This is a genomic window from Heliomarina sp. (assembly GCF_052826185.1).
Genome location: NZ_JBRBUI010000036.1, coordinates 60,202 through 85,852 on the forward strand (window position 1 = coordinate 60,202; position 25,651 = coordinate 85,852).

The 25,651-nt window shown below is 60.7% G+C and carries 28 protein-coding genes; 6 read left to right on the forward strand and 22 right to left on the reverse strand.

What is annotated here, in order from left to right; genetic code table 11:
- Positions 1–6 precede the first annotated feature (6 nt).
- Genes ACU0FH_RS11405 through ACU0FH_RS11415 form a run of 3 tightly spaced genes read right to left on the reverse strand, consistent with a single transcriptional unit; the run spans position 7 to position 3,117 of the window.
- A complete protein-coding gene (locus ACU0FH_RS11405) occupies positions 7–1,803 on the reverse strand; it encodes a SulP family inorganic anion transporter (protein WP_446194717.1) in 1,797 nt (598 codons plus the stop codon).
- 3 nt (positions 1,804–1,806) lie between these two features.
- Positions 1,807–2,190: a rhodanese-like domain-containing protein gene (locus ACU0FH_RS11410; protein WP_446194718.1), complete on the reverse strand. Its 384-nt coding sequence runs from the start codon at positions 2,188–2,190 to the stop codon at positions 1,807–1,809.
- 9 nt (positions 2,191–2,199) lie between these two features.
- Positions 2,200–3,117: an MBL fold metallo-hydrolase gene (locus ACU0FH_RS11415; RefSeq protein WP_446194719.1), complete on the reverse strand. Its 918-nt coding sequence runs from the start codon at positions 3,115–3,117 to the stop codon at positions 2,200–2,202.
- A gap of 121 nt (positions 3,118–3,238) precedes the next feature.
- Between ACU0FH_RS11415 and ACU0FH_RS11420 the strand changes: the two genes are divergently transcribed.
- On the forward strand, positions 3,239–3,550 hold the full coding sequence (locus tag ACU0FH_RS11420) for an ArsR/SmtB family transcription factor (protein WP_238369617.1): 312 nt from the start codon (positions 3,239–3,241) through the stop codon (positions 3,548–3,550).
- Positions 3,551–3,618: 68 nt separating this feature from the next.
- On the opposite strand, the gene ACU0FH_RS11425 is transcribed toward ACU0FH_RS11420, so the two are convergent.
- The 3 genes from ACU0FH_RS11425 to ACU0FH_RS11435 are packed head-to-tail and all read right to left on the reverse strand — an operon-like array spanning position 3,619 to position 7,413.
- On the reverse strand, positions 3,619–5,871 hold the full coding sequence (locus tag ACU0FH_RS11425; RefSeq protein ID WP_446194720.1) for a xanthine dehydrogenase family protein molybdopterin-binding subunit: 2,253 nt from the start codon (positions 5,869–5,871) through the stop codon (positions 3,619–3,621).
- Positions 5,864–6,922: an FAD binding domain-containing protein gene (locus tag ACU0FH_RS11430; RefSeq protein WP_446194721.1), complete on the reverse strand. Its 1,059-nt coding sequence runs from the start codon at positions 6,920–6,922 to the stop codon at positions 5,864–5,866. Before ACU0FH_RS11430 ends, ACU0FH_RS11425 begins: the two co-directional genes overlap by 8 nt.
- Positions 6,919–7,413 carry a (2Fe-2S)-binding protein gene (locus tag ACU0FH_RS11435; protein ID WP_446194722.1) on the reverse strand — a complete coding sequence of 165 codons (495 nt, stop codon included), beginning with the start codon at positions 7,411–7,413 and terminating at the stop codon, positions 6,919–6,921. Before ACU0FH_RS11435 ends, ACU0FH_RS11430 begins: the two co-directional genes overlap by 4 nt.
- Before the next feature lie 157 nt (positions 7,414–7,570).
- Between ACU0FH_RS11435 and ACU0FH_RS11440 the strand changes: the two genes are divergently transcribed.
- Complete coding sequence (locus ACU0FH_RS11440; protein WP_446194723.1) at positions 7,571–8,167, forward strand: TetR/AcrR family transcriptional regulator; 597 nt, start codon at positions 7,571–7,573, stop codon at positions 8,165–8,167.
- 137 nt (positions 8,168–8,304) lie between these two features.
- Here ACU0FH_RS11440 and ACU0FH_RS11445 read toward each other — a convergent pair whose 3' ends face one another.
- Genes ACU0FH_RS11445 through ACU0FH_RS11515 form a run of 15 tightly spaced genes read right to left on the reverse strand, consistent with a single transcriptional unit; the run spans position 8,305 to position 22,109 of the window.
- Positions 8,305–8,766 (reverse strand): flavodoxin domain-containing protein, encoded by a 462-nt coding sequence (locus tag ACU0FH_RS11445; RefSeq protein ID WP_446194725.1) that lies wholly within the window; start codon positions 8,764–8,766, stop codon positions 8,305–8,307.
- Complete coding sequence (locus ACU0FH_RS11450) at positions 8,763–10,046, reverse strand: FAD-dependent oxidoreductase (RefSeq protein ID WP_446194727.1); 1,284 nt, start codon at positions 10,044–10,046, stop codon at positions 8,763–8,765. The genes ACU0FH_RS11445 and ACU0FH_RS11450 overlap by 4 nt, the downstream gene beginning before the upstream one ends.
- An 8-nt stretch (positions 10,047–10,054) precedes the next feature.
- On the reverse strand, positions 10,055–10,801 hold the full coding sequence (locus tag ACU0FH_RS11455; protein WP_446194729.1) for an SDR family oxidoreductase: 747 nt from the start codon (positions 10,799–10,801) through the stop codon (positions 10,055–10,057).
- On the reverse strand, positions 10,798–12,294 hold the full coding sequence (locus ACU0FH_RS11460) for an aldehyde dehydrogenase (RefSeq protein WP_446194730.1): 1,497 nt from the start codon (positions 12,292–12,294) through the stop codon (positions 10,798–10,800). Before ACU0FH_RS11460 ends, ACU0FH_RS11455 begins: the two co-directional genes overlap by 4 nt.
- Before the next feature lie 7 nt (positions 12,295–12,301).
- The gene (locus tag ACU0FH_RS11465) at positions 12,302–13,123 is read right to left on the reverse strand and encodes an aspartate dehydrogenase (protein ID WP_446194731.1); all 822 of its coding nucleotides are present in this window, start codon (positions 13,121–13,123) and stop codon (positions 12,302–12,304) included.
- Positions 13,123–14,829 carry a thiamine pyrophosphate-binding protein gene (locus ACU0FH_RS11470; protein ID WP_446194732.1) on the reverse strand — a complete coding sequence of 569 codons (1,707 nt, stop codon included), beginning with the start codon at positions 14,827–14,829 and terminating at the stop codon, positions 13,123–13,125. The genes ACU0FH_RS11465 and ACU0FH_RS11470 overlap by 1 nt, the downstream gene beginning before the upstream one ends.
- Entirely contained in the window at positions 14,795–15,586 is a 792-nt protein-coding gene (locus tag ACU0FH_RS11475; protein ID WP_446194733.1) for an SDR family oxidoreductase, read from the reverse strand. The genes ACU0FH_RS11470 and ACU0FH_RS11475 overlap by 35 nt, the downstream gene beginning before the upstream one ends.
- Before the next feature lie 3 nt (positions 15,587–15,589).
- On the reverse strand, positions 15,590–16,522 hold the full coding sequence (locus ACU0FH_RS11480; RefSeq protein WP_446194734.1) for a VOC family protein: 933 nt from the start codon (positions 16,520–16,522) through the stop codon (positions 15,590–15,592).
- Positions 16,519–17,373, reverse strand: a complete 855-nt coding sequence (locus ACU0FH_RS11485; protein WP_446194735.1) for an alpha/beta fold hydrolase — start codon at positions 17,371–17,373, stop codon at positions 16,519–16,521. Before ACU0FH_RS11485 ends, ACU0FH_RS11480 begins: the two co-directional genes overlap by 4 nt.
- Positions 17,374–17,376: 3 nt before the next feature.
- Positions 17,377–18,252 (reverse strand): ABC transporter permease, encoded by an 876-nt coding sequence (locus tag ACU0FH_RS11490; protein WP_446194736.1) that lies wholly within the window; start codon positions 18,250–18,252, stop codon positions 17,377–17,379.
- A 2-nt stretch (positions 18,253–18,254) separates the two neighbouring features.
- Positions 18,255–19,247 (reverse strand): ABC transporter substrate-binding protein, encoded by a 993-nt coding sequence (locus tag ACU0FH_RS11495; protein ID WP_446194737.1) that lies wholly within the window; start codon positions 19,245–19,247, stop codon positions 18,255–18,257.
- A 24-nt stretch (positions 19,248–19,271) separates the two neighbouring features.
- A complete protein-coding gene (locus ACU0FH_RS11500) occupies positions 19,272–20,051 on the reverse strand; it encodes an ABC transporter ATP-binding protein (protein WP_446194738.1) in 780 nt (259 codons plus the stop codon).
- 29 nt (positions 20,052–20,080) lie between these two features.
- On the reverse strand, positions 20,081–20,716 hold the full coding sequence (locus ACU0FH_RS11505; RefSeq protein WP_446194740.1) for a pentapeptide repeat-containing protein: 636 nt from the start codon (positions 20,714–20,716) through the stop codon (positions 20,081–20,083).
- Entirely contained in the window at positions 20,716–21,771 is a 1,056-nt protein-coding gene (locus tag ACU0FH_RS11510; protein WP_446194742.1) for a Rieske 2Fe-2S domain-containing protein, read from the reverse strand. Before ACU0FH_RS11510 ends, ACU0FH_RS11505 begins: the two co-directional genes overlap by 1 nt.
- Before the next feature lie 14 nt (positions 21,772–21,785).
- Complete coding sequence (locus ACU0FH_RS11515; RefSeq protein WP_446194743.1) at positions 21,786–22,109, reverse strand: recombinase-like helix-turn-helix domain-containing protein; 324 nt, start codon at positions 22,107–22,109, stop codon at positions 21,786–21,788.
- A gap of 74 nt (positions 22,110–22,183) precedes the next feature.
- Here ACU0FH_RS11515 and ACU0FH_RS11520 point away from each other — a divergent pair, with 74 nt between their 5' ends.
- The 3 genes from ACU0FH_RS11520 (at position 22,184) to ACU0FH_RS11530 (ending at position 23,795) form a co-directional block, all read left to right on the forward strand.
- The gene (locus ACU0FH_RS11520; protein WP_446194744.1) at positions 22,184–22,516 is read left to right on the forward strand and encodes a hypothetical protein; all 333 of its coding nucleotides are present in this window, start codon (positions 22,184–22,186) and stop codon (positions 22,514–22,516) included.
- Complete coding sequence (locus ACU0FH_RS11525; protein WP_446194746.1) at positions 22,509–22,892, forward strand: RidA family protein; 384 nt, start codon at positions 22,509–22,511, stop codon at positions 22,890–22,892. The genes ACU0FH_RS11520 and ACU0FH_RS11525 overlap by 8 nt, the downstream gene beginning before the upstream one ends.
- 75 nt (positions 22,893–22,967) lie before the next feature.
- Complete coding sequence (locus tag ACU0FH_RS11530; RefSeq protein ID WP_446194748.1) at positions 22,968–23,795, forward strand: IclR family transcriptional regulator; 828 nt, start codon at positions 22,968–22,970, stop codon at positions 23,793–23,795.
- A gap of 6 nt (positions 23,796–23,801) precedes the next feature.
- On the opposite strand, the gene ACU0FH_RS11535 is transcribed toward ACU0FH_RS11530, so the two are convergent.
- Positions 23,802–24,611, reverse strand: coding sequence for an IclR family transcriptional regulator (locus ACU0FH_RS11535; protein ID WP_446194749.1), 810 nt, complete (start codon positions 24,609–24,611; stop codon positions 23,802–23,804).
- An 87-nt stretch (positions 24,612–24,698) separates the two neighbouring features.
- On the opposite strand from ACU0FH_RS11535, the gene ACU0FH_RS11540 reads away from it, so the two are divergent.
- A complete protein-coding gene (locus ACU0FH_RS11540; protein WP_238369641.1) occupies positions 24,699–25,646 on the forward strand; it encodes a cupin domain-containing protein in 948 nt (315 codons plus the stop codon).
- The last annotated feature ends 5 nt before the right edge of the window (positions 25,647–25,651 follow it).

Below are 25,651 nucleotides of genomic sequence, written 5' to 3' on the forward strand. Positions count from 1 at the left end.
CGATCTTTACCGGGCTTGCCGGAGGGGACGTTCAGGCGAGGGGCGTGAGGCATCGATATCGGGCATTTGCGAGCGGTCGGCGCTATCGGTGACCTCTGGCGCCAGTTTGGCCATCGCTTCGTGATGTGACAAGAAGATATTGCCTGGCAGGTCGTCGATGAGCGCGGAGCGGGCGAGCCTGTCCATCACCGGGCCTTTCACCTCGGACAGGTGCAGGTCGATCTTCTGGTCCGCAAGCCGGTGGATGATGAGTTCAAGGCTTTCCAGCGCACTCGCGTCGATCGAGTTCACCGCGACAAGGTTCAGCACGAGGTGACGCAAATTGGGGCGCTCGGCGACGGCGCGCTGGATGATGTCCTCGACCGCGCGGGCATTGCCGAACCACAGGCTTTCGTCGATCCGCAGGGACAGAACCGTGTCGGAACAGGCGACGTCATGGCGCAGGATATTGCGGTAATGCCGAGTGCCGGGGACCTGTCCGATTTCCGCGACATGCGGGCGGGCAGAGCGCCAGAGATGCAGCAGGAGCGATAGCCCGACGCCGGTGATAATCCCGGCCTCAACCCCGATGGCGAGTGTCACGAGGATCGTGCCCAGCATGGCGGCGAAGTCGAAGGGCGAATAGCGCAGGGTCCGCCGCAGGGTGCCCAGGTCGACGAGGCTGAGCACGGCGACGATGATGGTCGCCGCGAGAACTGCGGTAGGCAGATGTTTCAGCAGGGGCGTCAGAAAGAGCGAGGCCAGCGCGATGCCGATGGCGGTAAAAGCGCCTGCTGCAGGCGTTTCAGCCCCGGCATCGAAATTCACGACCGAGCGGGCAAATCCACCGGTAACAGGGTAGCCGCCGGAAAAAGCCGAAGCGAGGTTCGAGACACCAAGTCCGATCAGTTCCTGATCGGGCCGGATGGACTGACGGCGCTTGGCCGCGAGGGTCTGCGCGACCGAGACGGATTCCACGAACCCGATGACTGATATCAGGAACGCAGCGGGGAGAAGATCTCGCCACAGAGCCGCGTCGAACAAGGGAAGGCTCAGGTTTGGCAGTCCTTGCGGGATGTCCCCGACCACGGAAACACCGCGCTCTTCCAGACCCAGCAAGACAACCGCCAGAATGGAAACCACGATGGCAAGAACCGGTCCCGTCCGTGCGAGCAGGGCTGCGGCGCCGGCGGACAATCCAATTCTTTCCAGCACAGGTTTCAGCGACGAACGCGACCAGAACAGGAAACCGGTGGCAAGTGCGCCGATGGTGAGTGTTGGAATGTTCGTTTCACCGATATTCCCGCCAAGGGAGGCAGCCAGTTCCAGCAGGTTGTGACCGCCCGCGTCAATCCCGAGGATATGACGCAACTGACTGGCCGCGATCAGGATGCCGGAAGCGGTAATGAACCCCGAAATGACCGGGTGCGACAGCAGGTTGGCCACAAAGCCAAGCCGGAAAATTCCCATGGCAAGGAGCATCAGACCCGACAGGGTCGCAAGGGCGATGGCCGCAGCGATATAGCGCTCGCTCCCCGGCGGGGCGACAGTTCCGGCCGCTGTCGCCGTGAGCAGCGAAACCACTGCTACGGGCCCGACGGCGAGCGTTCGGCTGGTTCCGAAAATAGCATAGGCGACCAAGGGCAGGATCGAAGCATAAAGCCCGACGACGGGCGGAAGCCCCGCGAGCATGGCATAGGCCAGCGATTGCGGGATCAGCATGACCGTCACGATGACGGCGGCAAGCCCGTCGTTGTAAAAGCTCTGCCTCGTGTACTGGCTTCCCCATTCGAAAACCGGCAGATAGGTCGCCAGACGTCTCATTGTTTACTTTTCCACCGGCAGGCCTGCCGATTTCCAGCCGGCAATGCCGCCCTGAATGACCTTGGCGTCATAGCCCATGTCGCGCAGGGTGTCGGCGGCAAGGGCGGCGCGGCCACCAGCGGCGCAGAGCACCAGTATCGGCGCGCTACCACGACGGTCGACGAGCTCCGCCTCGGCCGTATCCAGACTGGAATCCGCCCGGGTTTCAAGAATGCCGCGCGGCACGTTAAGGGCGCCGGCGATGCTGCCAACCGTTTCGAGCTCCCCGGGTTCCCGGACATCGAGGATGAGTCCGCCGCCAGCGGCCATCGTGTTGGCTTCGTCAGGGCTTATGGTTTCGACGCGCGTGTTGGCGTCGGCAACAAGATCTTTCATCGTGCGTGTCATGTGGTGCTCCTAGAATTTGTTCGTTGGCAATTTAAGATAGGAAAGGCCGTCATCCTCGGCAGGGGGCAGACGTCCGCCGCGCAGGTTGATCTGAAGCGCAGCCAGAATGCGGTCGGGCAGGGCAAGCGTCGCATCGCGATCGTTGCGCCGTTTGATCCATTCTTCGCGCGACGTCCCGTCGCGGACATGCTCGTTACTTGCCTTGTGCTCGGCGACCGTGGCTTCCCACATGGGTTCGTCCCGGTCCTTGGTGCCATAATCATGTCCGACAAAAAGCCGGGTATCCGTAGGCATAGACAGGATTTCCTGGATCGAGTCCCAGAGTTCTTCGGTGCTGCCGCCGGGGAAATCGGCGCGTGACGTGCCCACATCCGGCTGCATGAGCGTATCATGCGTGAAAGCTGCGTCGCCGCAAACGTAGGTGATCGAGCCGAGCGTGTGCCCGGGCGACAGGATCACGCCAAGTTCCAGATTGCCGAGAGGGATTTTGTCGCCCTCTGCGAGCAGACGATCAAAGTCGCGACCGGGATCAAATGCATCGGGCAAGTTGTAGATTTTCGACCAGATGGCTGCAATGTCGGGCAGTTTGGACCCGATTGCATTGGGCGCGCCGGTGCGTTCCTTCAAGTGCGCCGAGGCCATCACGTGGTCCGCGTGCGGATGGGTGTCGAGCACCCATTCTACCGTCAGACCGTTCTCAGCGACCAGATCAAGAACCTGATCCATGCTTTCACTTGAGAAACGATAGTTCTTTGGGTCGAAATTCCACACGACATCAATCAGCGCCGCTTTCTTCGTGGCGGGGTCCGCGCAGATATACTGAATGGAGCCGGTATCCGGTTCATAGATGCCCCAGACATCCGGGCTTGCAGGACCGTTCGACGCCGATTTGCGTACGATCCGCTGTTTGAGTTTCGAAGTGCTCATTCTGGTTCTCCGTTCCGGTTGGAAAGATCGAACACGCCGGGCTTGCATCACCTTGCGCAACCGTCATATATTAGCGATATCTAAATAAGGCAATGGTAATGTAATGGCGAATGGAAAAGAAATGTCAGTTGCCGCTCTTCAGGAGATGGCCGAGCATGTCGCATCACGCCTGTCGCTTGTTTCCAATGCCAAGCGACTGCTGATCCTGTGCGAACTGGTAGAGGGAGAAAAGTCCGTGGGAATGCTGCAATCGGCGGTGGGGATAAGTCAATCTGCCCTAAGCCAGCATCTCGCAAGGCTGCGCGAGGCCGGGATGGTCGGCACGCGCCGAGAGGGGCAGACGATCTATTACAGCATAACGGACCCTGATCTCGATGTGCTCATGACCGCGCTTTACGACGCTTTCTGTCGGGATGCGGGACCCGCAGTATAAGTCAAAAAAAATGCGGGCCACCCCGAAAGGCAGCGCGCAATTTTCTTACAGAACCAGCTTGGTGGCGGTCAGGACAGCAATGCGTCTATGTGGATAGGATAGGAACTGATCCTTTTTCCGGTCGCATGCCAGACCGCGTTGGCGATTGCGCCGACGCTTCCCGTGATGCCGATTTCGCCAACCCCCTTGATGCCAAGCGCGTTGACATAGGGATCGTCCTCATCCACGAGCAACGCCTCGACATGCGGGGCGTCGGCATTCACAGGCACGTGGTAGCCAGCGAGATCCGCGTTCAGCGGACGACCTGAGCGTAGATCGTGAATGCTTTCCTCGTGCAGGGCGAAGCCGATACCCCAAATCATCCCGCCGGTAAGCTGGCTCTTGGCGAGGTGCGGGTTGATGATCCGCCCGGCTGCAAAGGCACCGATCAATCGCGACACGAGGATCTGGAACAGGTCTGGATCAATTTTGACCTCGGCAAAAACGGCACCGTGCGAAAACATCGCCCGCGCCTCTGCGTTGGCTGGATCGCGTCCGCCGGAGCCCATCGCATCTATCGTTTCTAACCCAGCGCGTTCGAGAATGTCGGCGTAGCTTTCGCTGCGACTTTTGTCGTCAGCGCGGAATAATCGGCCCTCGCGCGCCTCGACGCCTGTATTCCCTGCGCCAAACAACGGGGATTCCGGGTCGGCGGTGGCCAGATCGGCAAGCTTTTGCACGGCGTTGCTGCCCGCCTCGAACAGCGCGCCTCCGGCAGACGCGGTATGGCCCGAGCCGCCAGCGACGCCAGCGTCGGGCTGATCGGTGGTGCCGGACAGGAACTCGATCCTGTCGACCGGCAGCCCTACGCCGTCCGCGGCGATCTGGGCAAGAGCGGTCCAGGCGCCTTGCCCCATATCTGCGCCGGAGGTTTCGACCAGTGCCGTTCCGTCCCGCCTAAGCGTCGCTCGGGCTTGTGCGGCGAACATTGGCGCTGGGAAAAGGGCGCTCCCCATGCCCCAGCCGACGAGCATGCCGTTTTCATCTCGCATCTGTCCCGGCGCCAGAGGGCGATCCGACCATCCGAATTTTTGCGCTGCAAGCTCATAACACTCTCGCAGGGACTTGGCGGAAAATGGTTTGCCGCTGGCCGGATCGGTTTCGGCATAGTTGCGCAGCCGGAATTCCAGCGGGTCCATGCCGACCGCTTCTGCCGCCTTGTCCATCGCGATTTCCAGCGCTGCGGAACCGGAGGCTTCGCCCGGCGCGCGCATTGGGCCGGGCGTGCCGGTGTCGACCCTGACGGCTGAGTGCCGAGCAACGATTGCAGGGCTGGCGTACATGTTCAGCGATGCGTTTCCCGCGCCTTCGATGAAGTCATCGAAGCTGCTTGTAGACGCGGTGGCTTCGTGTTCAAGCGCCTTGATCAGGCCGTTCCCATCCGTGCCAATCCGCAGTTTCTGGCGGGTCGCGCCGCGATGTTGCACGGGGCCGAACATCTGGTCCCGGCGAAGCACCAACTTCACTGGCCGGTCCAGCATCCGCGCAGCCATGATCGCCAGGATTTGCGGGCCAACGAGAATGGCTTTAGATCCAAAGCCCCCGCCAATGAACGGGCTGCGCAACGTGACATTCTCTGGCGGAATACCGAAATACCCTGCGAAGGCGCCTCTTGCTAAATGAATGGCTTGGTTCGGCGTGTCGATCGTCAGGTGATCGCCGCTCCACTCGGCAACAATTGCGTGGGGTTCCATCGCGTTATGATATTGAGCGGGCGTGTCGACCGAGGCGCCAATCCGATGTTTGGAATCGGAAAAGCCAGTGTCGAAATCGCCCTTGCTGAAGGACGGATTACCCCCGATGCCAACGGCGGGTGGATCATAAGCCTCGCCATTTTCGAATCCGATGCGTGCAGGGTCGGTATCATATTCCGGTGCGAGGAGACGGGCACCTTCGGTCGCGGCCTCAAGCGTTTCAGCCACGACGAGCGCTATCGGCTGGCCCGCGTAACGGACAGTATTGTCCTGCAGTGCTTCGATCCGCCATGAAAACGGGTGCGACTTTCCATCGGGGTCGAGGTGAAGCGCCGGACGATTGTCGGGCGTAATGACCTCGATCACCCCGGGGTGCGATTTTGCGGCTTCGACATTCAGCGAAACCACCCGACCACGAGCAATGCCGGCGGAAGCAAAAACCGCGTGGGCAAGCCTGTCGGGGCGATTGTCAGCGGCGTAGGTGGCCGTGCCGGTGACCTTGGCAATCCCATCACGACGGGTCATCGGCTGGCCGGAATTCGACCCGAGGCGGACATGGCCCGGAGGTGTCTGAAGTGTATCAGGCATGGGCGGTGGCTCCTTCGGAAGACGTGAAAACAGAAGCGGGCAGAGCAGGGATGCGATCCGGCGTGCCCTTGGCGGCAAGGGTCAGAGCGCGAGTCAGCACGCGCGTTGCCAGCGTGATCTTGAACGCATTGTCGCCAGAGGGTGACGCTTCTTTCAAAGCGATTACAGCGGCCTCGGCAAAAACGTCGGCTTCGGCCTTCTTACCCTTCAGAAAGGTCTCGGCATCGGTCGCGTGCCAAGGCCGGGCGGCAACAGCGCCAAGGGCGATGCGGGCCTCGGTTATCGTGCCCTGTTCCATGCGCAGCATGGCCGTAGCTGAAACCAAGGCAAAGGCAAATGAGGTCCGCTCGCGCAGTTTCAGGTAGCGTGAATGCTCCGCGAATGAGGATGCCTCTGCCGGCAGGCGCAGGGCGGTGATCATTTCGCCATGCTTGAGGGCAATCCCACCTGCGCTCTCTGAGCCGGGCAATTCGTGCAGCGCCGCGAGGTCAATTTCGCGGCTGCCATCCGGACCTTCGATCTCGACGATTGCGCCCAAGGCCGCAAGCGGAACACAGAAATCCGACGGGTGCGTTGCGATGCAGGAGGGCGTCCAGCCCAGCACTGCATGAGAGCGATTATGACCCTCGAGCGCATCGCATCCTGAACCCGGCGCGCGTCGGTTGCAACGGCTGAGCGGATCCTGAAAATAGGCACAGCGCGTTTCTTGCATGAGATTCCCGCCAACCGTCGCCGCGTTCCTGAGCTGCGGCGACGCGCCGGATAGCAGGGCCTCTGAAATGGCGGGAAAGGCAGCCGAAAAGGCCGTGTTACGGGCCAGTTCCGCGTTGCGCACCATGGCTCCGATCCGGACTGACCCGTCTTCAAGCCAGTCGATCCGGTCAAGTTCCGGCAACCGCGTGATGTCGATGACCTTGCCGGGTGCCGCGACGCCGATCTTCATCAGGTCCAGCAGATTTGTGCCCCCGGCCAGATAGGCGGCACCCGGCTCGGAGGCGGCTGCAACAGCTTCGGCGACCGAGCCGGGACGGACATAATCAAAACGGTTCATACGCTGGTTCCTTCGCTTTCGGATTGTCGGCGCTGGGCGTCCAGAACGGCGGCGGTGATTCCGGGATAGGCTGCGCAACGGCAGATATTGCCGCTCATGCCTTCGCGGATCCGCTCAGGGTCGGCACCTGCGTCTCCTTCTGAAAGAAGACCCACGGCGCTCATGATCTGGCCCGGGGTGCAGTAGCCGCATTGAAAGCCGTCATGTTCGATAAAGGCGGCTTGCACAGGGTGCAGAGTATCGCCCTGTGCAAGACCTTCGATCGTCGTAACGTCCGTGCCGTCGACGCTTGCGGCGAGTGTCAGGCAGGCATTGATCCGCTTGCCGTCGAGCAGAACGGTGCAGGCACCGCACTGGCCGCGATCGCAGCCTTTCTTGGTGCCGGTCAGTCCGATATGTTCGCGTAAGAGGTCAAGCAGGGTGGTCCGGGTGTCTTCCAATGGCACGTTCAGGCTTTCGCCATTCACGCTGAGGCTTATGGAAAGGGTCATGGTCCCTCCAATGTTGGATTTATTTGCGGGTATTTAGCGGGAGCTCTTTCGCCCGAGGTCCGATAGGTGCAATCTTCGGTACGGGCCTGTGGTCCGCTAAAACATATATACGGAGGCATCCTCCGTTTAGCAAGAGTAAAGGTGACCCAAAGGCATCATGGGCGGAGAAGTGCAGAAAACAGGTAAAAAACCGCGCGCGGATTCCATCCGGAACCGCGAACGTCTGCTTGAAGCGGCCCGCGATGTGTTTTCGGCAGGCGGGCCGGAGGCAAGCCTTGAAGCGGTCGCCCGTCGGGCCGAGGTTGGAATAGGAACGCTCTACCGGCACTTCCCGACCCGCGAGGCGCTCTTTCAGGCGGTCTACAGCCGCGAAGTGGACGAGATGGTTGCGCTTGCGGGTGAACTTGCCAATGATCCTGACCCGGTCACGGCCCTGCGCAAGTGGATGCATGCAAGCATTCGCATGGTTGCTACGAAACGGGGGATGCTCAACGCGCTCACCCCGACGCTCGACAGCTCATCGGATTTCTATGCGGATGTTTCCGCGCGCCTGCTTTCGTCGATAGACACGCTCATGCAGCGGGGCGTCGCGGAAGGCCGGTTGCGCAATGACATCACGTCAGAAGAGTTAATGCGGGCGTTTCTGGGGATTTGCTACACGCGGGAGCAGGAGGGCTGGCAGCAGACGGTTATTCGCTTGCTCGACGTGTTCATCGACGGGCTGGTCGTACCGGGCCAGCATTCTCGCGACTGATCGTATCGGATCAGAAAGCGCCGTTCAGGCGGATGACTTACCTTGATCACTGGTTTGTCGAATGCCGGATCCCCGGCATTCGGGTGTTGGACTGAGAGAACAGAGGCAGGCGCAAGCCTGCCCGCATCCCTATGCGCTCAAGCTGCGTCAGACATGGCCTCGGCTTCGGCAACACGTTCGGCGAACCACGGGAAAGCCACATCCTCCGCGAGATCGTCGCTTTGGGCATCGTGGATCACGCGCGGGCCGATCTGCTTTGCATTGTGCTTGACCAGCATGTCCGCAAGTTGTTCCGAACCGTGCCCAAAGGTTTCGTAGTCGCTGTCGCCCAGCCCGAAAATCGCAAAGCTGAGCCCCGCCAGATCGGTGTCTGATCCCTCAAGCTTTTCGGCAAAGGGCTTGGCTGAAGCGGGAAGTTCGCCATCGCCATAGCTGGAACTGACGAAGACATGGAACACGGACAGATCCAGATCCGCCGGGTCGACCTCGGCAAGGTTCATTATTTCCAGCTCGTGATCGCCACCGAATTCGCTTTCGAGGTCTTCGCAAAGCATTTCGGAATTACCGGTTTCGGTACCGTAGAGGATATTGATCTTCATTGTGTCGTCTCCGTCACGTTCAAAGCCAGTTTCAGCATGTCCCGCCGGGTGCGCAGCTTGTTGCGCAGGCGGCCCTCGGCGCAGGACGCGCGTTCATGTTCGTCGATCCGCTGCCATGCGGCATAGTCCGTAAGATGATCAAACCGGGCGAACAAGGCCTCGCGCCCGGTCGCGTCGCTCTCGGGCATGGTCGCGAGGTCTTGCCCAATCGCTGCGGCCACAATCTGCGAGTCGCTGCGGTTATCCGGAATGGTTCCCTGAGGGCCGCGACGGAACCATCCGGCGGCGTAAAGTCCGTCATCCAACCGCCCGTTGGCCAGATCGGACGCGCTTTCGATCAGGTCCATGCGTCCAAGGCGCTGGTCATCGCTGAACCCGACAGCGGTCACGGCCATGTCGCAGGGAAGTTCAAGCGTTTCGGACCCGTCGGCCCGCGCGATATGCAGGGCGTTCAGTTTGCCGTCAGCCCCGACAAAGCTGATCGGCGACCAGCCAAAGCGGAACGAGATCGTGCAACGTTTCTCGTCAGGTTCGATTTCTGCGAGTCCATTCAGTGCGGCGATCTTGGGGTTTTCACTGTCGGAAGCTTCGTCAAAGTCGAGATCGTGTATTTCAAACTTCAATCCTGCGCTCTTGCCAATTTCCTTGACCATGACCGGGTCAAACTTTGCCATACTGGCAGGCGAGCGACCGATCACCTCGATCCGTTCAACTTTGGCCGCGGCGATGCTTTCGGCGTGATGCGAGCCGAAATCCGACCCCTCGTATTCATGGTCCTGTTTGGAGAGTATCCGCAGTACGTCCATCGCGACATTACCATTGCCGATGATCGCAACCTGTTTGCCGGGGGCGGGCAGCTCTGCGTCCTTGCTATCGGGATGATCGTTCCACGCGCGAGTCAGGACGCCAGAACCAACGACGCCCTGCAGGTCTTCGCCCGCGATGCCCAGTTTACGGTCTGACGAAAGCCCGGTGGCCAGCACGACGACATCGTACATCGCACGCAAATCATCCAGCGAAATGTCACCACCATGCGCGCCGGTACAGATATCGAGATTGCCGATGAAATTGACACCCTGCCGTTCAAACAGGCGGGCGAACTGGCGCGAGACCGCCTTGGTCCCCTGATGATCGGGCGCAACGCCATACCGGACAAGACCAAAGGGCACGGGCAGACGGTCGATGATGTCTATCTCGACCGTTGCGTCCTGCTTCAGAAGCGCCTGAGCGAGATAACATCCCGACGGGCCAGCGCCGATGATGGCAATTTTGCGTGTCATGCGCCCTCCTAGTTGAAAACGAAACCGTGATCCACGGGCAGGACCTGACCGGTCAGTGTGATTGCCGCCTTGGTCAAAAGGTAAGCGGCCACGTCCGCGACTTCATCGGTGCCCTGCGGGCCGGGGACGGCGCGTTGGGTTTCATAGAGTTTATGCCGCGCTTCGGGCACGTACTCCGTGCTTGGAGTCGTCAGTATACCCGGAGCGATTGCCGTGACGCCAATGCCGTCGGGGCCAAGTTCCCGTGCCAGCCCGCGTGTCATGGCCATGACAGCGCCTTTGGATGAAATATAGCTCATCAGGTTCGGCGCGCCCCAAAGCGCGGTATCCGAGGCGAGATTGACGATCCGGCCCGATCCCGAGGACCGCAGGGCAGGTGCCAAGGCCCGGATCGCAAGCCAGGTGCCGCGCACGTTGACAGCCATGACCTTGTCCCAGCTTTCGATTTCGATGTCTTCGAAACCGATGCCGCCAATACCGGTGGCGATTGCGCCGTTATTGACCAGCCCGTGGACCGGGCCGCTGATTGATGCCCCGAAAGCCGCAATGGAGTCAGGGTCAGACAGGTCCATCAGCTTGCTTTCCACCGTCGCGCCCGTTTCGCACACCGCCGCCATGGTGGGTTCAAGGCTTTCGTCGCTCAGATCCGACAGGATCAGCTCGGCCCCGGCAGAGGCGCACGCCAATGCAATGGTTTTGCCAAGACCGCCACCGGCACCGGTGACAACGACACGGCGACCTTCCAGAGAATTCATCGTGTTACTCCTGCCCATGGATGGGGTTGGCCGGTAAGGTCACAGTAGATGCCTTTCTGCCGCTGCCAGACCCGCAAGCCCTCGCGGCCTTTCTCACGTCCGATGCCGGATGCGCCGTCACCGCCAAAGGGCGTCGAAATCGAGAACTGCTTGTAGGTGTTGATCCAGACGGTGCCCGCCCGGATCGCCCCGCCAACCCGCCATGCGCGGGGGAAATCACGGGTCCAGATGCCGCAGGCAAGACCGTATTCGTTGTCATTGCCCTGCGCGATCACGTCCTCTTCGGTGTCGAAGGGGAGGACGACGAGAACCGGCCCGAATATCTCTTCGCGGCAAGTCTTTGCATCGTTCGGCAGGCCCGCGATGATCGTTGGTTCAAGATAGGCGCCTTTGTCATATTCCGCGCCAGACAGGCGTTTGCCGCCGCACAGGATCTCGCCGCCTTCTCCCCTTGCGCCTTCGATATACGCCTCGACCGCCTCACGGTGTTCGTGGTTGATAAGTGGCGCAACCTGTGTCCCGTCGGCAAAGGGATCGCCGACGCGCAACGCTTTCGTTGCCTCGACCAGCTTCGCGACGAACACGTCATAGATCGAACGCTGCACGAAAAGCCGGGAACCGGCGATGCAGCTTTGCCCCGAGGAAGAGAAGATGCCAAAGAGAATGCCCGCAACGGCAAGATCCTGATCGGCGTCCTCGAACACGATTGTGGGCGACTTGCCACCAAGTTCCAGTGAGATCGGCATCAGCTTGCGCCCTGCCTGTTCGCCAAGCCGTCGGCCAGTGTCGGTGCCGCCGGTAAAGGCGATACGGCCGATGTCGGCATGTTCGACGATCAGGTTGCCAATCTCGCGGCCCGCGCCGGGCAGGACCGAGAGCAACCCCTTGGGTAGCCCGGCCTCATCGACGATCCGCGCTAGTTCCAGCGCGACGAGTGGCGACCAGCTTGATGGTTTCAGAACTACCGCATTGCCCGCCGCAAGGGCGGGGGCCAGCTTTTGCGCATCCGAGGCGATCGGGGAATTCCACGGGGTGATCGCACCGACAACACCGATGGGTTCATGCACTGAAGCGGTTAGGAAACCGCCGCGCCGGGTCGTCAGTGCGTCGTCAGAGGTTTCCAGAACGGCAGCGAAATAGCGGAACGTACCAACAGCCGAGGCCGCAAGCGCCGCCGTTTCGGTCAGCGTCTTGCCTGTATCGCGCGATTGCAGCCGCGAGATGCGCGGGATGTTCGCCTCGATCCCATCCGCGATGCGGTGCAGGATCTTTGCGCGCTCATGGGGCAGCATATCGCGCCATGCCGGGTCGGCCTGTGCCGCCTTGGCCCGTGCTATAGCGCGCTCGCCATCTTCCCGCGACGCGCCGTTGAAGGTCATGTTTTCGGAGCCGTCATGTGAAAATACCGAGGTGATCGGCGCGCCGTGGCCTTCTTCCCAGACGCCGCCAACAAACAGGCGTCCATCAGGCAATTCGTTCGTCATATCTTTCATATCGTCCTCAGATCGCGACCGGCCCGGCAGCGTTCAGGATTTCCCGCGCTACCGAATAAACCGTCGACAAAGAAGTCTTTGGATTGTCCGGAGAAGGCTTGCCTTCAAGCCGGATGGAGAAGTCCAGCGCATTCGACCGGACCGTGTATTCGTGAATGTTCCCCGGTGCCTGCGGATCTGCGATCATCTTGACCCGGGTGGCCTCGAACCCCGCGCCTGCAAGGGCAATGGTCGCTGCTACATTGGCGTTTTTTGGGTAATCGCGCGCGGCTTCACGGGCGCTGCCTTCGTAGAAAACTTCGGCTGTTTCGAGTGCGGCAAGATTGAGTTTTTGTTCGGCAGGAGTGCCTTGCCAAGCCCGTGGCGGCTTGCGCGAGATATAGGTCACTTCCAGCCCGCCCGACAGTCGCGCTGCGGCCAGCATATCGATCCCGCCGACCGCGCCGGGCACGATGCGCAGCTGCGCTCCGCCCGTCTTGGCTGCGTCATGCAGGGCGGCTTCCGTCTCTCCATCAGCAAGCGCCCCGACGGATACGAGTACACCGTCGATTCCGGCCTCAAGGCACTGCAAAAGGTTTTCACGCACGGCGTCATGGGTTGCGACCTCGACAACCAGATCCGGTTTGCCGTCGATCAGCGCCTCGACCGAGCCGTGAACGTGCAAGCCGCCGCCCAGTGTTGATGCCGAGGCAGACAGCTTGTCCTTTGCGCGATCTTCCGCGCCGGGACGGGCCAGAATATCCAGCCTGTCCAACACCAGCCCCTGCTCGGCAAGAATGCCAAGCAGAGAGGTGGCAATATTGCCGTATCCGATCAGCGCGAGACGCATTAGTCGGCCTTTCCGGCGGCGCCAGCGGGCGGACCGGCAAAGGCTTGGGCAAAGGGACCGATGGCAATCATATCGACTTCGACCAGGACCGGGCCTTCGCGTTCGATGGCCGCATCCAGGACGCCCGCGAATTCTGCGGTATCCGACACTTTCATGTGCGGCATGCCCACGGACTGGCAAAGCAATTCGAAGTCGGGCGTGTTAAGTGCCGAATAGTGCCGCCGACCGCTATATTGCGCATCCTGAATGTTCTGGATTACGCCATAGGCTGCGTCGTTCATCAGCACGTAGACCAGAGGGCAGTTTTCCTGCACCGCGGTTATCAACTCGGCAATCCCAAGTTGCGCGCCACCATCGCCCAGCAGCGTGATCGCCTTGGGCCCTTCCGAGGCAAGCGCGGCACCGATCCCCATTGAAATACCCTGTCCGATACCGCCGCCAAGCGCGTGGACGCCCAGTTTCGGGTCGGCGATCTGTACGTAGCGATTGCCGAAGGTAGAGTTGGAAATCGTCACGTCCCGAACCCAGGGGTGGCGACCGTTGAAAACCTTCTCGAGCAGAACATCCGCCACGACGTGATACGGCCCAAGCCGCTGGCGCAATGCGCCTTCGGCCAATGCGCGCGCGGTCGAGATTTCATGCGGCAGGTTCGGATCGGTATCGAGCGTTTCCGGCAGGCAATCGAGCAGACGCTTCAATGTGTCCGCCGCATCGCCATGAACGAACAGCTCGACAGGATAGTTGCGCCCGCCTTGGCTGGCCTCGGCGTCGATCTGGCAGATCGGCGGCAGCGCCATGTTGTTATCCTTCGTCTCGTTTCCTCGCAGGCGAGAGCCGACCACCAGCATGAGATCGCAGGACTGGAACAGCTGTTCCGACTGCGGGGTCATGTTGAACGCCCCAAGCGTCGCCTTGTGATCCTCGGGGACGACCGCACGGCCGTTGGTCGAAGTGACGGCGCCAAAGCCGCGATTGACGAGTTCCAGCGCCTGTTCCGATGCGCCCCGCGCACCACCGCCCAGCCAGATCATCGGCCGTTTCGCTTGAAGCACACGCTCGGCCAGCGCCTCGATAGCAGCGTCGCTGGCAAATGGACGGGTGATCGCGGGCCAACCGGCATGCTTTGTGCCGGAAATCAGACTGCGTTGAATGTCGACCGGAATTTCAAGGCTGACCGGTCCGGAGGGTGCGGAAAGTGCGGCAGACACGGCGGCCTGCATGACACCCATCGCGGCATGCGGATCCCAGATCCGGAAAACCTGCTTGGACATGCCTTGCAGCATTTCGCGCTGCTTGGGAACATCATGGATCGGCGCACGGTCGCGATCGGCGAACTTCAGGTCCACCTGTGTCGTGATGTGCAAGAGAGGCGTGCCCGCCGTCAGCGCCTCGACCTGTCCACCGGCCGCGTTGCCCGCCGCCGTGCCCGTCGAAGTCATCACGACACCAAGCTGCCCGGTCACCCGCGCATGGGCATCGGCCATGTTCATCGCACCGGCCTCGCCCCGGGCGGGGACAAAACGGATCCGTCCCTGTTCCGCAAGCGCATCGAGGATCGGCATGTTGTGAATGGAAATGACACCGAAAACCGTGGTTACGCCAAGGTCCGCAAGCGCACGGGCAATCTGGTCGCCCACGATTTCGGCGCGGACCGGATCGACCTCGGTGGGTTCAAATGAATCGGGATATGCCGCCAGAGATTTCAACTTGTGCTCCTGTGATAAAGGACGCGGCAGGCGAGGCGAGAAACGCGAGCAGTCGCGCAGCCTCTTCCGGTTTTCCGAGCCGCCCCATTGGGATGTTCTTGTTCTTTGCGAGATCGGCGTACCATGCCTCTCGCGTCTGGTTCTTGTCATCGCGCGCCTCGAAACGGCGCTGCCATTGATTGCTGTCGATCAGCCCCACGAGGATCGAGTTGACCCGGATGTCGGGGGCCAGTTCGCGGGCCAGTGACTTCAGCAGGTTCTGTATCCCGGCACGCGCCGAGGAGGTGCAGACCATGTGCGGTTCCGGCTGCAGGGCGAGCAGCGAATTGGTGGCGACGATCGCGCCGCTGCCGCTTGCCGCGAGCATTTCCTGAAACGCGCGGATCGGGCGGATCTGGCTGAAATACTTCAACTCCAGCTCTTGCCGCCATGCTTCGTCTGTGGTGTCGGCAAAGGTCGAAACGCGCCCCTGTCCGGCATTGTTGATCAGCGCGACCGCGCCGCCGAACCTGTCTTCAACAGCCTTTGCAAAACCGTTGATCTGTTCTTCCTGTAGCACATCGACGGCTTGCGCGAATACGCGGTCGACACCAAACGTATCGGCGAAATCGGCCGCAACCTTGTCGAGCCGTTCGGCTCCACGGGCGCAGATCGCGACCTGCGCACCTTCTTCGAGCAGCAGCCGCGCGGTGGCAAGCCCGATGCCCGAAGAGCCGCCGGTGACGACAACAGGTTTATCTTTCAGTCCAAGATCCATGCGTCACTCGGCGTTCGAGGGCGGAAAGCCCGGGTCGGGGCGGCCCATCATGACGGCCCGCTGTGCCGGCGTGGGCGGGCCTGCGGTCATCCACTGGTCCATCTTTTCCGGATCGTCGCGCGGCCAGACCTGCGCCTCGTGCGTTGCCTCGTCGATCTGCTGAACTTCCGAGGTGAATTCGATCACAAAGCCCGAGGGCGATACGAAATAGGCGAACGGGTTGTCGCCCGGTCCATGACGGCCCGGACCCCATGACGGGACCTGACCCTTTTGCTTCATCCGCCCGATGCCGCGCATGAAATCGTTCAGCGAGGCCATTTCAAAGGCCACGTGGTTCACGCTTGCATAGGGAGCGCGGACCAGCGCGATGCAATGGTGGTCAACAGTCTCCATGTCCTGTGCGGACCGCAGGAATACCATCTGGTCGGCGGAATAATCGGACACGCGAAAGCCAAGGACGTCGCCATACCACGCTTCGGTCGCTTCCATATCGGGTGTGTTCAGCACGCAATGGGTCACCTTCCGGGGGTAGGCGAACTTGGTCTCGCGCTCGACCGGTTCAAGATCGGTGGTGAACCGCAGCCGACGGAAATCGGGGTCGAGCATCTCGAACCCGTACCCGCCGATGGCATCGTCGAACACGGCGGGGGTGCCAAGCACATGCGCGCCTTTTTCAACGACCTGTGCGTGCAGAGCATCCATCGACGCCCGGTCGGGCATGCCAAGATGGATGTATTCGACGCCGTAATTGTCGCCATCCTTTAACGCATAGATAAAGGGCTCTTTGCCCGTGCCGGCCAGATAGACGATGCCGTCTTCTTCCTTGGCAATTTGAAGGCCCCAGTCGTTTACGTAAAAGTTCTTGGTGGCCGTCATGCCCGGTGCGCGCATCACGATGCCGCGCAGATGACTGACCCGTACCATATCGGCACTCATTGAACGGTCTCCTCTTTCTTGTCGCTGCAAGGTCCCTCGTTCGTGCTCTCAAGGCAGGACAGGATGACCCTGGATAATTCTGCCGGGGTCTCGACATGCAGCGCATGCCCGCTCCCGGAAATCTCGGTGATCGGCGCACCGCCAAGGGCGGCCGAAGCACGCTCACTCTGGATACGCGGGGTGACGACATCGCCATCTCCCCAGATGATATGGGTCGGGCAGCGGATATCTTTCAGGTTTTCGACCAGTTGACCCGAGGCCAGCATGCGAACCGCTTGCCCGTAGCCGGGCTGTTTCACCGAAGCCATCGCGTCGATGACGCGTTCGCGGGCTTCGCGGTTTCCATCCGGATCGGCCAGCAGGCGGGGGCCGCGTTTTTCGGCAAAGGCGCGCGCGCCGAGATCGTCCAGTTCCGCCAAGCGGGCTGCGGCTGCATCCGACAGGTTGCCGCCGGGGACCTGACCATGCCCGCAGGCACAGGCACCCAAGATCATCTCGGTAACCCGCGCGGGGTAAAGCGCCGCGAATTTGGCCGCCATCAGCGTGCCAAGCGAGTGGCCGAGCAGCGTCACCCTATCAAGGCCGAGCGCGTTCAGAAACCGACTTAGCGCCTCGGCATAGTCACTTTCGACCGGCCAGTCGGCGGCCAGAGGTTCCGATGCCCCATACCCCGGCGCGTTCCACGCGATCACATCCCAGTCTTCGGGGAGTTCGGCCAGCAGCGGCAGGAAACTTCCGGCATTCGAACCGATGCCATGCAGGCAGACAAGCTGCCGCCCGTGACCTGTCCGCCGCCAATAGCTGATACCGGCGATGGTGTCATGGGCAACGGAAAGGGGCAGGGCAGACATGGCTTAGTGATCCTCGCGCACGAGGTAGTGCAGCACGCGTTTTTCGACTGCCGCGACGGCGAAGTAGAGCGCGATACCGATGACGGTCAAAAGGAAGATGGCGTTAAAGACCATCGCCGTATTCGCCTGTCCTTCGCCGTAGCTGATCAGGAAGCCAAGACCGGTGTTGCCACCGACAAGCTCACCCACGGTGACACCGATCACGGCCAGCGTCGCGCCGATGCGCAGACCTGCAAACAGGTTGGGAAGCGAGGAGGGTACCTCGATCTTGCGGAAGATCGTCAGCCGGTTCATCGAATAGACCCGGGCGAGGTTCACAAGATCGCGGTCGACCGTCTTCATGGATTGCAGCACGTTCACGAGGATCGGGAAAAACACGATCAACACGGTGACGAGCAGCTTGGGGATGGCGTTATAGCCGAACCACATGATGAATAGCGGGGCAAAGGCGACCTTCGGCGCGATTTGCAGCGCAAGAATATAGGGGGACAGAACCCGCTCCCAAAGGCTCGATAGCCCGAGGAGGTATCCCGACGCCGCGCCAAGCAGCCCGCCAAGGGCAAACCCGACGAGCGCCGAGATCAAGGTCGACATGAAGTGCCCCATCAGGTTTTCGCGCTGCATCATGCGCCCGAACTCTTCAAGACAATTGCTGAAGGTCGGAATGATATAGCGAGGCACGTCCAGCAGGGGGGGCAGGAATTCCCAGATCGCGAGAAACACGAAACCTACACCGATCATGGCGAGGATTTCCGTGCGCGACCCGGAACCCGCAGTCAGTTTCTTGAACGGGTTTGCCATCTTGCTGCCTTTGTGGACGGGGGCACCGGAGGAAATCTCCGGCGCGCCATTTTTCAGGGATGCACTCGTGTCGGCCATTTTCACTCCGTTGGTGCTGCGAACTGGTTGTCGTAGTAATCCTCGGTGGCGAGCGTTTCGTTGACGATTCCGTTCTCAAGATAGAAATCGGCAACGGCGGTCATCCGTTCGGGATCGATCATGCCAAGCTTGGCCATATCCGGCGTGGCATAGACGAGCTCGGTGTAGCGCTTCATGATGTCTTCCAGCATCGCGGCCTTGCCTTCGAACTGCGGAATGTTGGCAGCCAGCAGCTTGGAGGAGCCTTCCGGATCTTCCATCACGTCGCGCATGCCCTGAAGCGTCGCCTGAACAAAGGAGCGGACCACTTCGGGACGTTCCTCGATCATTTCATCCGAGGCGATGATCGCCTGCGCCATTGCCGGGAAGAGATCGTTGATCGGCACGATGGTCAGGTCGATGCCCGCGCCTTCGATCGCGGCGGCCCAGTCGGGCGTACCCGAGATCGCGTCGAGATCGCCCGAGATCATCAGCTGGACCATGCCTGCCGGACCGACGGCCTGGATATTTGCATCGTCCTTGGTCATGTCGGCAGAAGCGAGCGCTGCGAGCAGGTTGTAATAGGTGGTGTCCTGGAATGCCATGACGCCGATGTTCAGACCCTTGAGGCCGGAAACATCGGTCGCACCGCTGTCGTTGCGGATGACCAGCTGGGTCAGGGCCTTACCGCCCAGAACGGCAACCGCTTTGACGTCCAGACCGTTGGGGCGGATGATGATCGGCGTGTCGCCGATGCCGCCACCAAGGTCCGAGTTGCCCACGGCGACCTGCTTGGCGACGTCCGCGCCGCCTTTGCCGATGGCCCAGCTTACATCAAGCCCGGCGTCTTCGTAGTAACCCTTTACACGGGCAACCTGAAACGGGGTGAACGCCGGCAGGAAGTCCGGGGCCGGGAACAGGTAGCTGACTTTTTCCTGTGCATATGAGACGGCCGGAATGGTCGCCAGCACGGTAGCGGCCGCTATTGTCGCCGCTTTTACAAATCCAAAACGCATTTACTTCTCCTTGTTGGACGGCCTTCAGGCCGCTTCGTTTTCTAGGTGCAACGTGTCGAACAGCCGTTTGACGTAGACGCCGGTCTGGGCCTCCATCGAACGAGCGAGGGGGTCGCGGCGGTTGCGAAGTTCGATGGCGAATTCGTCGACGACGGTGCCGGGACGCCCGGACATGACCACGACCCGGTCGGCCATGATAACGGCCTCGTTCAGATCATGCGTGATCAGCACGCAGGTAACGCCTGCCTCGGCGATGGTACGGGCGAAATGGCGCTGCAAGACAAGCTTGGTCTGCGCATCGAGCGCGGAAAACGGTTCGTCCAGAAGAATGATATCGGGTTCGATGACCAGGGTCCGGGCCAGAGCCGCGCGCTGGCGCATCCCGCCGGAAAGCTGGTGCGGATAGTGTTCGGCGAACTCGGCCAGCTTCATGCGTTCAAGTTCCTGCATGGCCCGTTCCCGGCGCTCGGCTCGGGTAAATTTGCGTTCTTCAAGTCCGAACTCGACGTTCTTGACGATGTTGCGCCAGGGCAGCAGCAGGTCTTTCTGCAGCATAAAACCGACTTCGGGACGGGTGCCGGTCACTTCGTCACCGTTAATCAGAACCTGCCCCGAACTCGTGCCATAAAGGCCGGATACCATGTTCAGAATGGTGGACTTGCCACAGCCCGACGGGCCGACGACGGCAACCAGTTCACCAGCGCCTACGGAAAAGCTCATATCCTCGACGGCGGTGACGGAATTGCCCGTATTGCGGTCGGTAAAGACCTTGGTGATGTTCCGAAGTTCAAGGCTTGAGGTCATGGAGTTTCCCTGTCTTTGCGGAGATGTTTTCAGTTCCAGAGATAGCCGTAGCGGCGGATCTGGGGCAGAAGGCGCGCCATCGGATTGCCCGACCCGTCGCCAAAACGCACATGCCGTAGCCATGTGCGCCCGTGAATTTCCATACCGGCCGCGGTCACCCGCGACCCGAAGTGCGTCGCATCTGCCCAGAGCCCGCCAAGCGCGTCAGTCTGTTCAAGGCTGACCGGCCCGTCAAAGCAGGTATCGGCGCAGGAAAGCGACCCAAGGACCTGCATGTTGTCGAGAAAGGCGGTGCTGGCGATACGTGCCTTGTCGAGCACCAGCGCCCCCCAGAATTCGGATTTGGAGAGCGTCAGGTTGCCGTTGATCCGGGCCTCGTCGAGCCTGAGATCGGTGCCGAACCGGCTGTCCTGTGCAGAGAGCTGCGATTGAAAGGTGCAGCCCCGGAACCAGCTCAGCCCCAGCGTCGTGCAGCGATCCAGAAGGACCGCGCCATCGAACACGGAACCCGACAGGTCGAACCCGCAAAGCTCGCGCCCCCGAAGGTCAAGCTCACCGCTGACGCGATGCCCGCGAAGATCCGCCGCGACCTTCGGCTCGAACGGCGCGGTCAAGGCGGCAATTACCGCCTCCGGCTCGATCGGGGTGAGGGTCGCGTCTTTCATCACGCCGTCTGCTTTCCTGCGGATTCTTCTGCGTCCAGTGCCTTGAAATGTTCCTTGGCGCGGCGCACCATCATCTGGCGAAGACGGGAAACACCAATGTCGTGCTGATACAGCATCTCGCGGCGACGGGCGTCTTCCGGGATCGATTCCAGCATTACGCGGTCCTGTTCCAGAACGTGCCAGTGACGGTCTTCGAGGAAAGCGCGATACAGGAAACGCCAGCTCTCCGCCGCTGTGCCCTGCACTTTGCGGCAGCGCCAGAAGAACGAGTAATGCGTGTGTTCATCGACCGGCGTCGCGAAACCGACGATACGGAACGGGCCGCCCGGACCGGCACCATCGGGATAGGGAATGTCGAGCCGGAAGAACATCGTGCCTTCATCCATGACAACTTCGGTGTAGTCAAAGTTGACACCCTTCTGGTTGACTCGTTCGATCTGAAAGCCTTTTTCGCGGCGTTCCAGCTTCATCGTGTCCTGCTTGGAGCCGTAGGCCAGCGTAAAGCTGTTGGCGTGCAGGTAGCTTGCGTGCATCGGGTCGGCCGCGTTGTCGAGGCTGAAGCGATACGAGCAATCCCAGTAGGTCATGCAGGGGAAAACCTGCCATTCGTCGCTGGTGAATTCTTCTGGCGGCAAGAATTCCGGCGCGTCGGGGCGATCTGCCGAGGGCAGGTAGATAAAGACAGCGCCGCCAGCTTCGTTGCATTCGTAATAGGTCAGCGCCTTGCGGCCTTCGAGCGCGCAGTCGGGCATGGCAGGAACGCGCACGACCGTCCCTTCGCCATTGACCGTCACACCGTGATAACCACAGGCGATATTGCCGTCCTGAACATGTCCAAGGCTCAGCTTTGCGCCGCGGTGCGGGCAGAAATCTTCGACGCAGCGAACCTTGCCAGCCCCATCGCGCCACAGCACGAGGTTCTCGCCGGCAATCTTGCGGGCCAGTGGTTTACCGGCTTTCAACTGAACCGATGTGGCAACCGGCATCCAGAACCCCCGGAGACCAAGGCTGATATAGTCGTCGACCCGGTCACGGCCTTTTGCGGTGGCTTCCATGTCTCGTACTCCTCTCAGGCGCCGATGCCATGTTCGGCGTGGGCCGCGTCATGGGATGCATTGATGGCTTTCAGTTCCGCATCGAGAATTTCCAGCGTCCAGGCGCCGCTCTCTCCGGACGGGCGCGGAGCGCCCCGTTCATTCAGCTTCTCAGCAACTTTTGCGAAATCATGCTCACCGGTTTCGTAAATGCGCTCGAGCGCCTCTGCGAAAGCGCGCTCGGCATCGCTGAGCGGGCGGCCTTTGGATTGGTTCTTCAGGGCTGGATCTTGCATCCCCAAATTCTCCCTTTCTGCCGATTGTTCAAATTTGAACGTATGGTTCTTATTTGCAATCATGCCGATTCGCGGTACTATGTTCAAGAAGTTTCGATGACACGCCGGTGTCGCGATGATGAAAAAAGGGATGACCGATGGCCGAAACAGTCATGCTCACCGTGTTTCTCAAGCACGATCAGTCTCAGAATCTGGAGCAAATTCAGACACATCTGGGCGAACAGGATTGGTGGACCGGTTTCCCGCCCGAAGGCGTAGAAATAGTGAGCTGGAACGTGGTGATGGGGATCGGCCAGATCGTCACCCTACGGATGCCGCCGGAATTACTGCCTAAAGTTAACGTCGAACTCGAACGCCGGGCCTGGGGAGTCTTCTCGACCGAGTTCTTCCCGACCTACGATTTCGTCCCGGTGCGCGAGCGTCTGACCCGCGAATGGCAGGAAAGAAAAGAGGCCGCTGCAGATGAGTGATCCTGTCGCCGTAACTGCCGAAGGCATTCCCGGACCCGTTCCGGGACTGTTTTCAAACGCCATCGTTTGTGACGGTATCGTCTATGTTTCTGGCCAGCATGCTGGCGGCCCAGAAGGGGTCGTGGGTGAAACCATGTACGAGCAGGCGCAAGAGGCCTTGCGCCGCGTTGTCGCTCTTGTCGAAGCGGCAGGCGGTAGGAAAGAGCGCATAACCAAGATTTCGGTTTTTGTAACCGACATGGCGCGCAAGGATGAGGTCGGGCGCGCCCGTCGCGAAACCTTTCAGGGCGTTTTGCCCGCAGCCACGATGATGGAAGTTTCGGCATTCGTGGATCCCGCGCTTCTCGTCGAAATCGAAGCCGTCGCGCACCTGTAAGTTAGACATTCCATATTCAGCCGTGCTTGCCCAGAATGGGTGCCACGTCGTCAGTCAAAGGAACTTAATGTATAGATGAACACGACCTCTCCCATGCCCCAGGAAAGCGACGAAAAAGCACCGCGCTCCGTTTCCTATGACGTGCCCCCCGTTACCCGCGCGATGGCGCTGCTGCGCTATATTGCGGCGGGCAATCGTTGCAGGAACATCGCTAAGGCATCGGCCGCCGTGGGCATCAACCGTACGACCCTGATCCGTTTGCTGCATACGCTCGAGCGTGAGGAGATGATAGAAAAGACACCGGGGGGCGACGGCTACGTTCTAGGCTATGGCGTGCTGGAACTGGCGTCGGGCATGTTGAGCAGCCGCGATGTTGTGCGTACCGGACAACCCGTACTGCATCATCTTGCTGCGGAAACGGGACTGTCGGCGCATCTGGGGGTTTTGGCTGGCACGGATGTCATCGTGCTCGTCCGGGAAACGCCTGAGGTGCAACTGGTGTCGAATATCCGCGTGGGCAGCCGCCTGCCTGCCTATGCGACCGTGATGGGGCGGGTGATCCTGTCGCACATGCGCGAAGATGAGGTACGCAGCATCTTCGACGATTACAACTTTTCTGCCTTCACCGATCAGACCCCTACAACGGTGGACAGCCTGCTAGGCCAATTAAAGCTGGATCGTGCCGCTGGCATCGCTTGGTCCGTCGCCTTTTTCGAAGAAGGTATCGGGTCCTGCTCCTGCGTTGTCTTGGATCAGAATAACGCGCCGGTTTGCGCGATCAGCCTTTCCGGACCGCAGGCCAATTTCGAGGAAGGCTCGGAAAAGCGCCAGCAGATCATGACCGGCGTGGTCGACGCAGCGCGGCGTTTGTCAGCCATGATGGGGCATATCCCCACGAATTGACCCCTCTCAACCGCTCCCGTCATGCCCCAGCAGTCGGGAAATGCGAATTGCGGTCGCTTTGAGGTCCGAGATGATTTCCGGCGGCAGTTGCGCGCCTGATTGCGGGCCATTTGCAGATGTCAGGTTGATCGCCGCCGCCACGCGACCCGTGAGATCCCGGACCGGAGCTGCGACCGAGGCAATGCCTGCTTCGAAATCCCCCATGTGCCAGATGACGTCGGCCTTGCGATCGCCCTTTACCTGTTCAAGCAAGCCGGGCAGCGACGGCCCCTTGCCCTTTGTGGCACCCGGTCTGTCGGCGCGGAAACGTTCGATGATCTCCGCATCTGGCAGATCGGCAAGCAATACCCGACCCATCGTCGTGCTGCGAGAGGGCAAGCGGCTTCCGACCTGAACAATCGAGGCATTCGCCTCTCGCGCCGGTGCGCGCAGAACGTACAAAACCGAAGATCCGTCGAGTATGCCCATATGTGCGGACCAGCCGGTCCGGTCGCGCAGCCGTTCCAGTTCGGGCTGGGCGATTTCGACAATTTCGCGGGTCGCAACATACCCGTAGGTCAGGCGCAGAACGCCCGGACCCAGCGAATAGGTCTGGGCGCGTTGGTCATGCAAAAGGCATCCGGTTTCAACCAGCGTATAGACCGAACGAAATGCCGCCGACCGGGTCACGCCAAGCGCATCGGCAATATCCCGCAACGACAGGTTCGGCTGCGCGGGGGTAAACAGCTTCAGCACGTTCAGCCCGCGCACAAGGCCCGGCACAAGATACCTGTCCATGTTGCCGGTATCCGGTTTCGGTGGCTCTTCCTGCTTCATATATAAAACGCCTTGTATTCAGTAAAACGCTGTCGGCGTATCCTTCTCTCAACCGAAATCGAGAATCAACCGTGAAAGGAACCAGAGATGACCGTACAGGAAACGGGTTTCGCTACCCTCGCAGATGAGCTGAAATCGCAGACCGGACGCTTTACCGACAAGCAGTTCGACTGGAATGCCTTTCCTTCCAACGCCGGTTTCGACGAACTGGCACGGGCACAGATGCGCTATATCGGTGCCGGCGGCTCGCCCAAGGTGAATGACACGTCGACGCTCAAGCCCGATCATTTCACGCTTTCCCTGATCTACAAGGAGACCGGAAAGTACGCCGCCTGCCACAGCCACGAAATCGAAGAAAGCTTTCTGATCATCGACGGCGCTCTGATCGTCGGCTGGGAAAAGGACGGCGAAGTTGTCGAGGTTAACCTCGGCCCCAAGGACATGATCCTTAACGCCCGCGAAATTGGCCATGGTTTCCGTGTTGACGGGCCGGAGCCGGTCGTCATGTCGATCTCGGTCGACGTGGGCAAGCCGCTGCCGCCGGTTTACCACTATCACCCCAAGGAACACGCGCCGGAACTCGCCCGTGCCTTTGGTGCCGAGCCGGGCAAGACGATGAAATTCGACCCCAAGGGTGATCACGCGCTGCAACAGCTCATGGCAAAATATGTCGTGCGCCACAGCGAGCTGGAAACTCACTGGGAAGACGCCGGTTTCACGCGCAAGATCTACTGCGGTCCCGGCGGTGTCGAAACCGATACCTGCCGCAAGGAAATGCTCGGCATCCCATCGCGCGTCGGCGTGAAACCCTTCACTCGTGATGTCGAAGACGCCTTCCTCGTGCTCGAAGGCTCGCTAATCGTGGGCTGGGAAGAAAACGGTGAAACGGTTGAAACCGAACTTGGCCCGCGCGATCTGGTCAAGACACCCGCTGGCCGCAAGCACTGGTTCCGCAACAACGGCGCGCAGGCCGCGACTGTCTGGTACCTCGTCGGCTCCGCCGAACCCGAAGCCGTCAAGTTCGAAGCCGCCTGATCAGG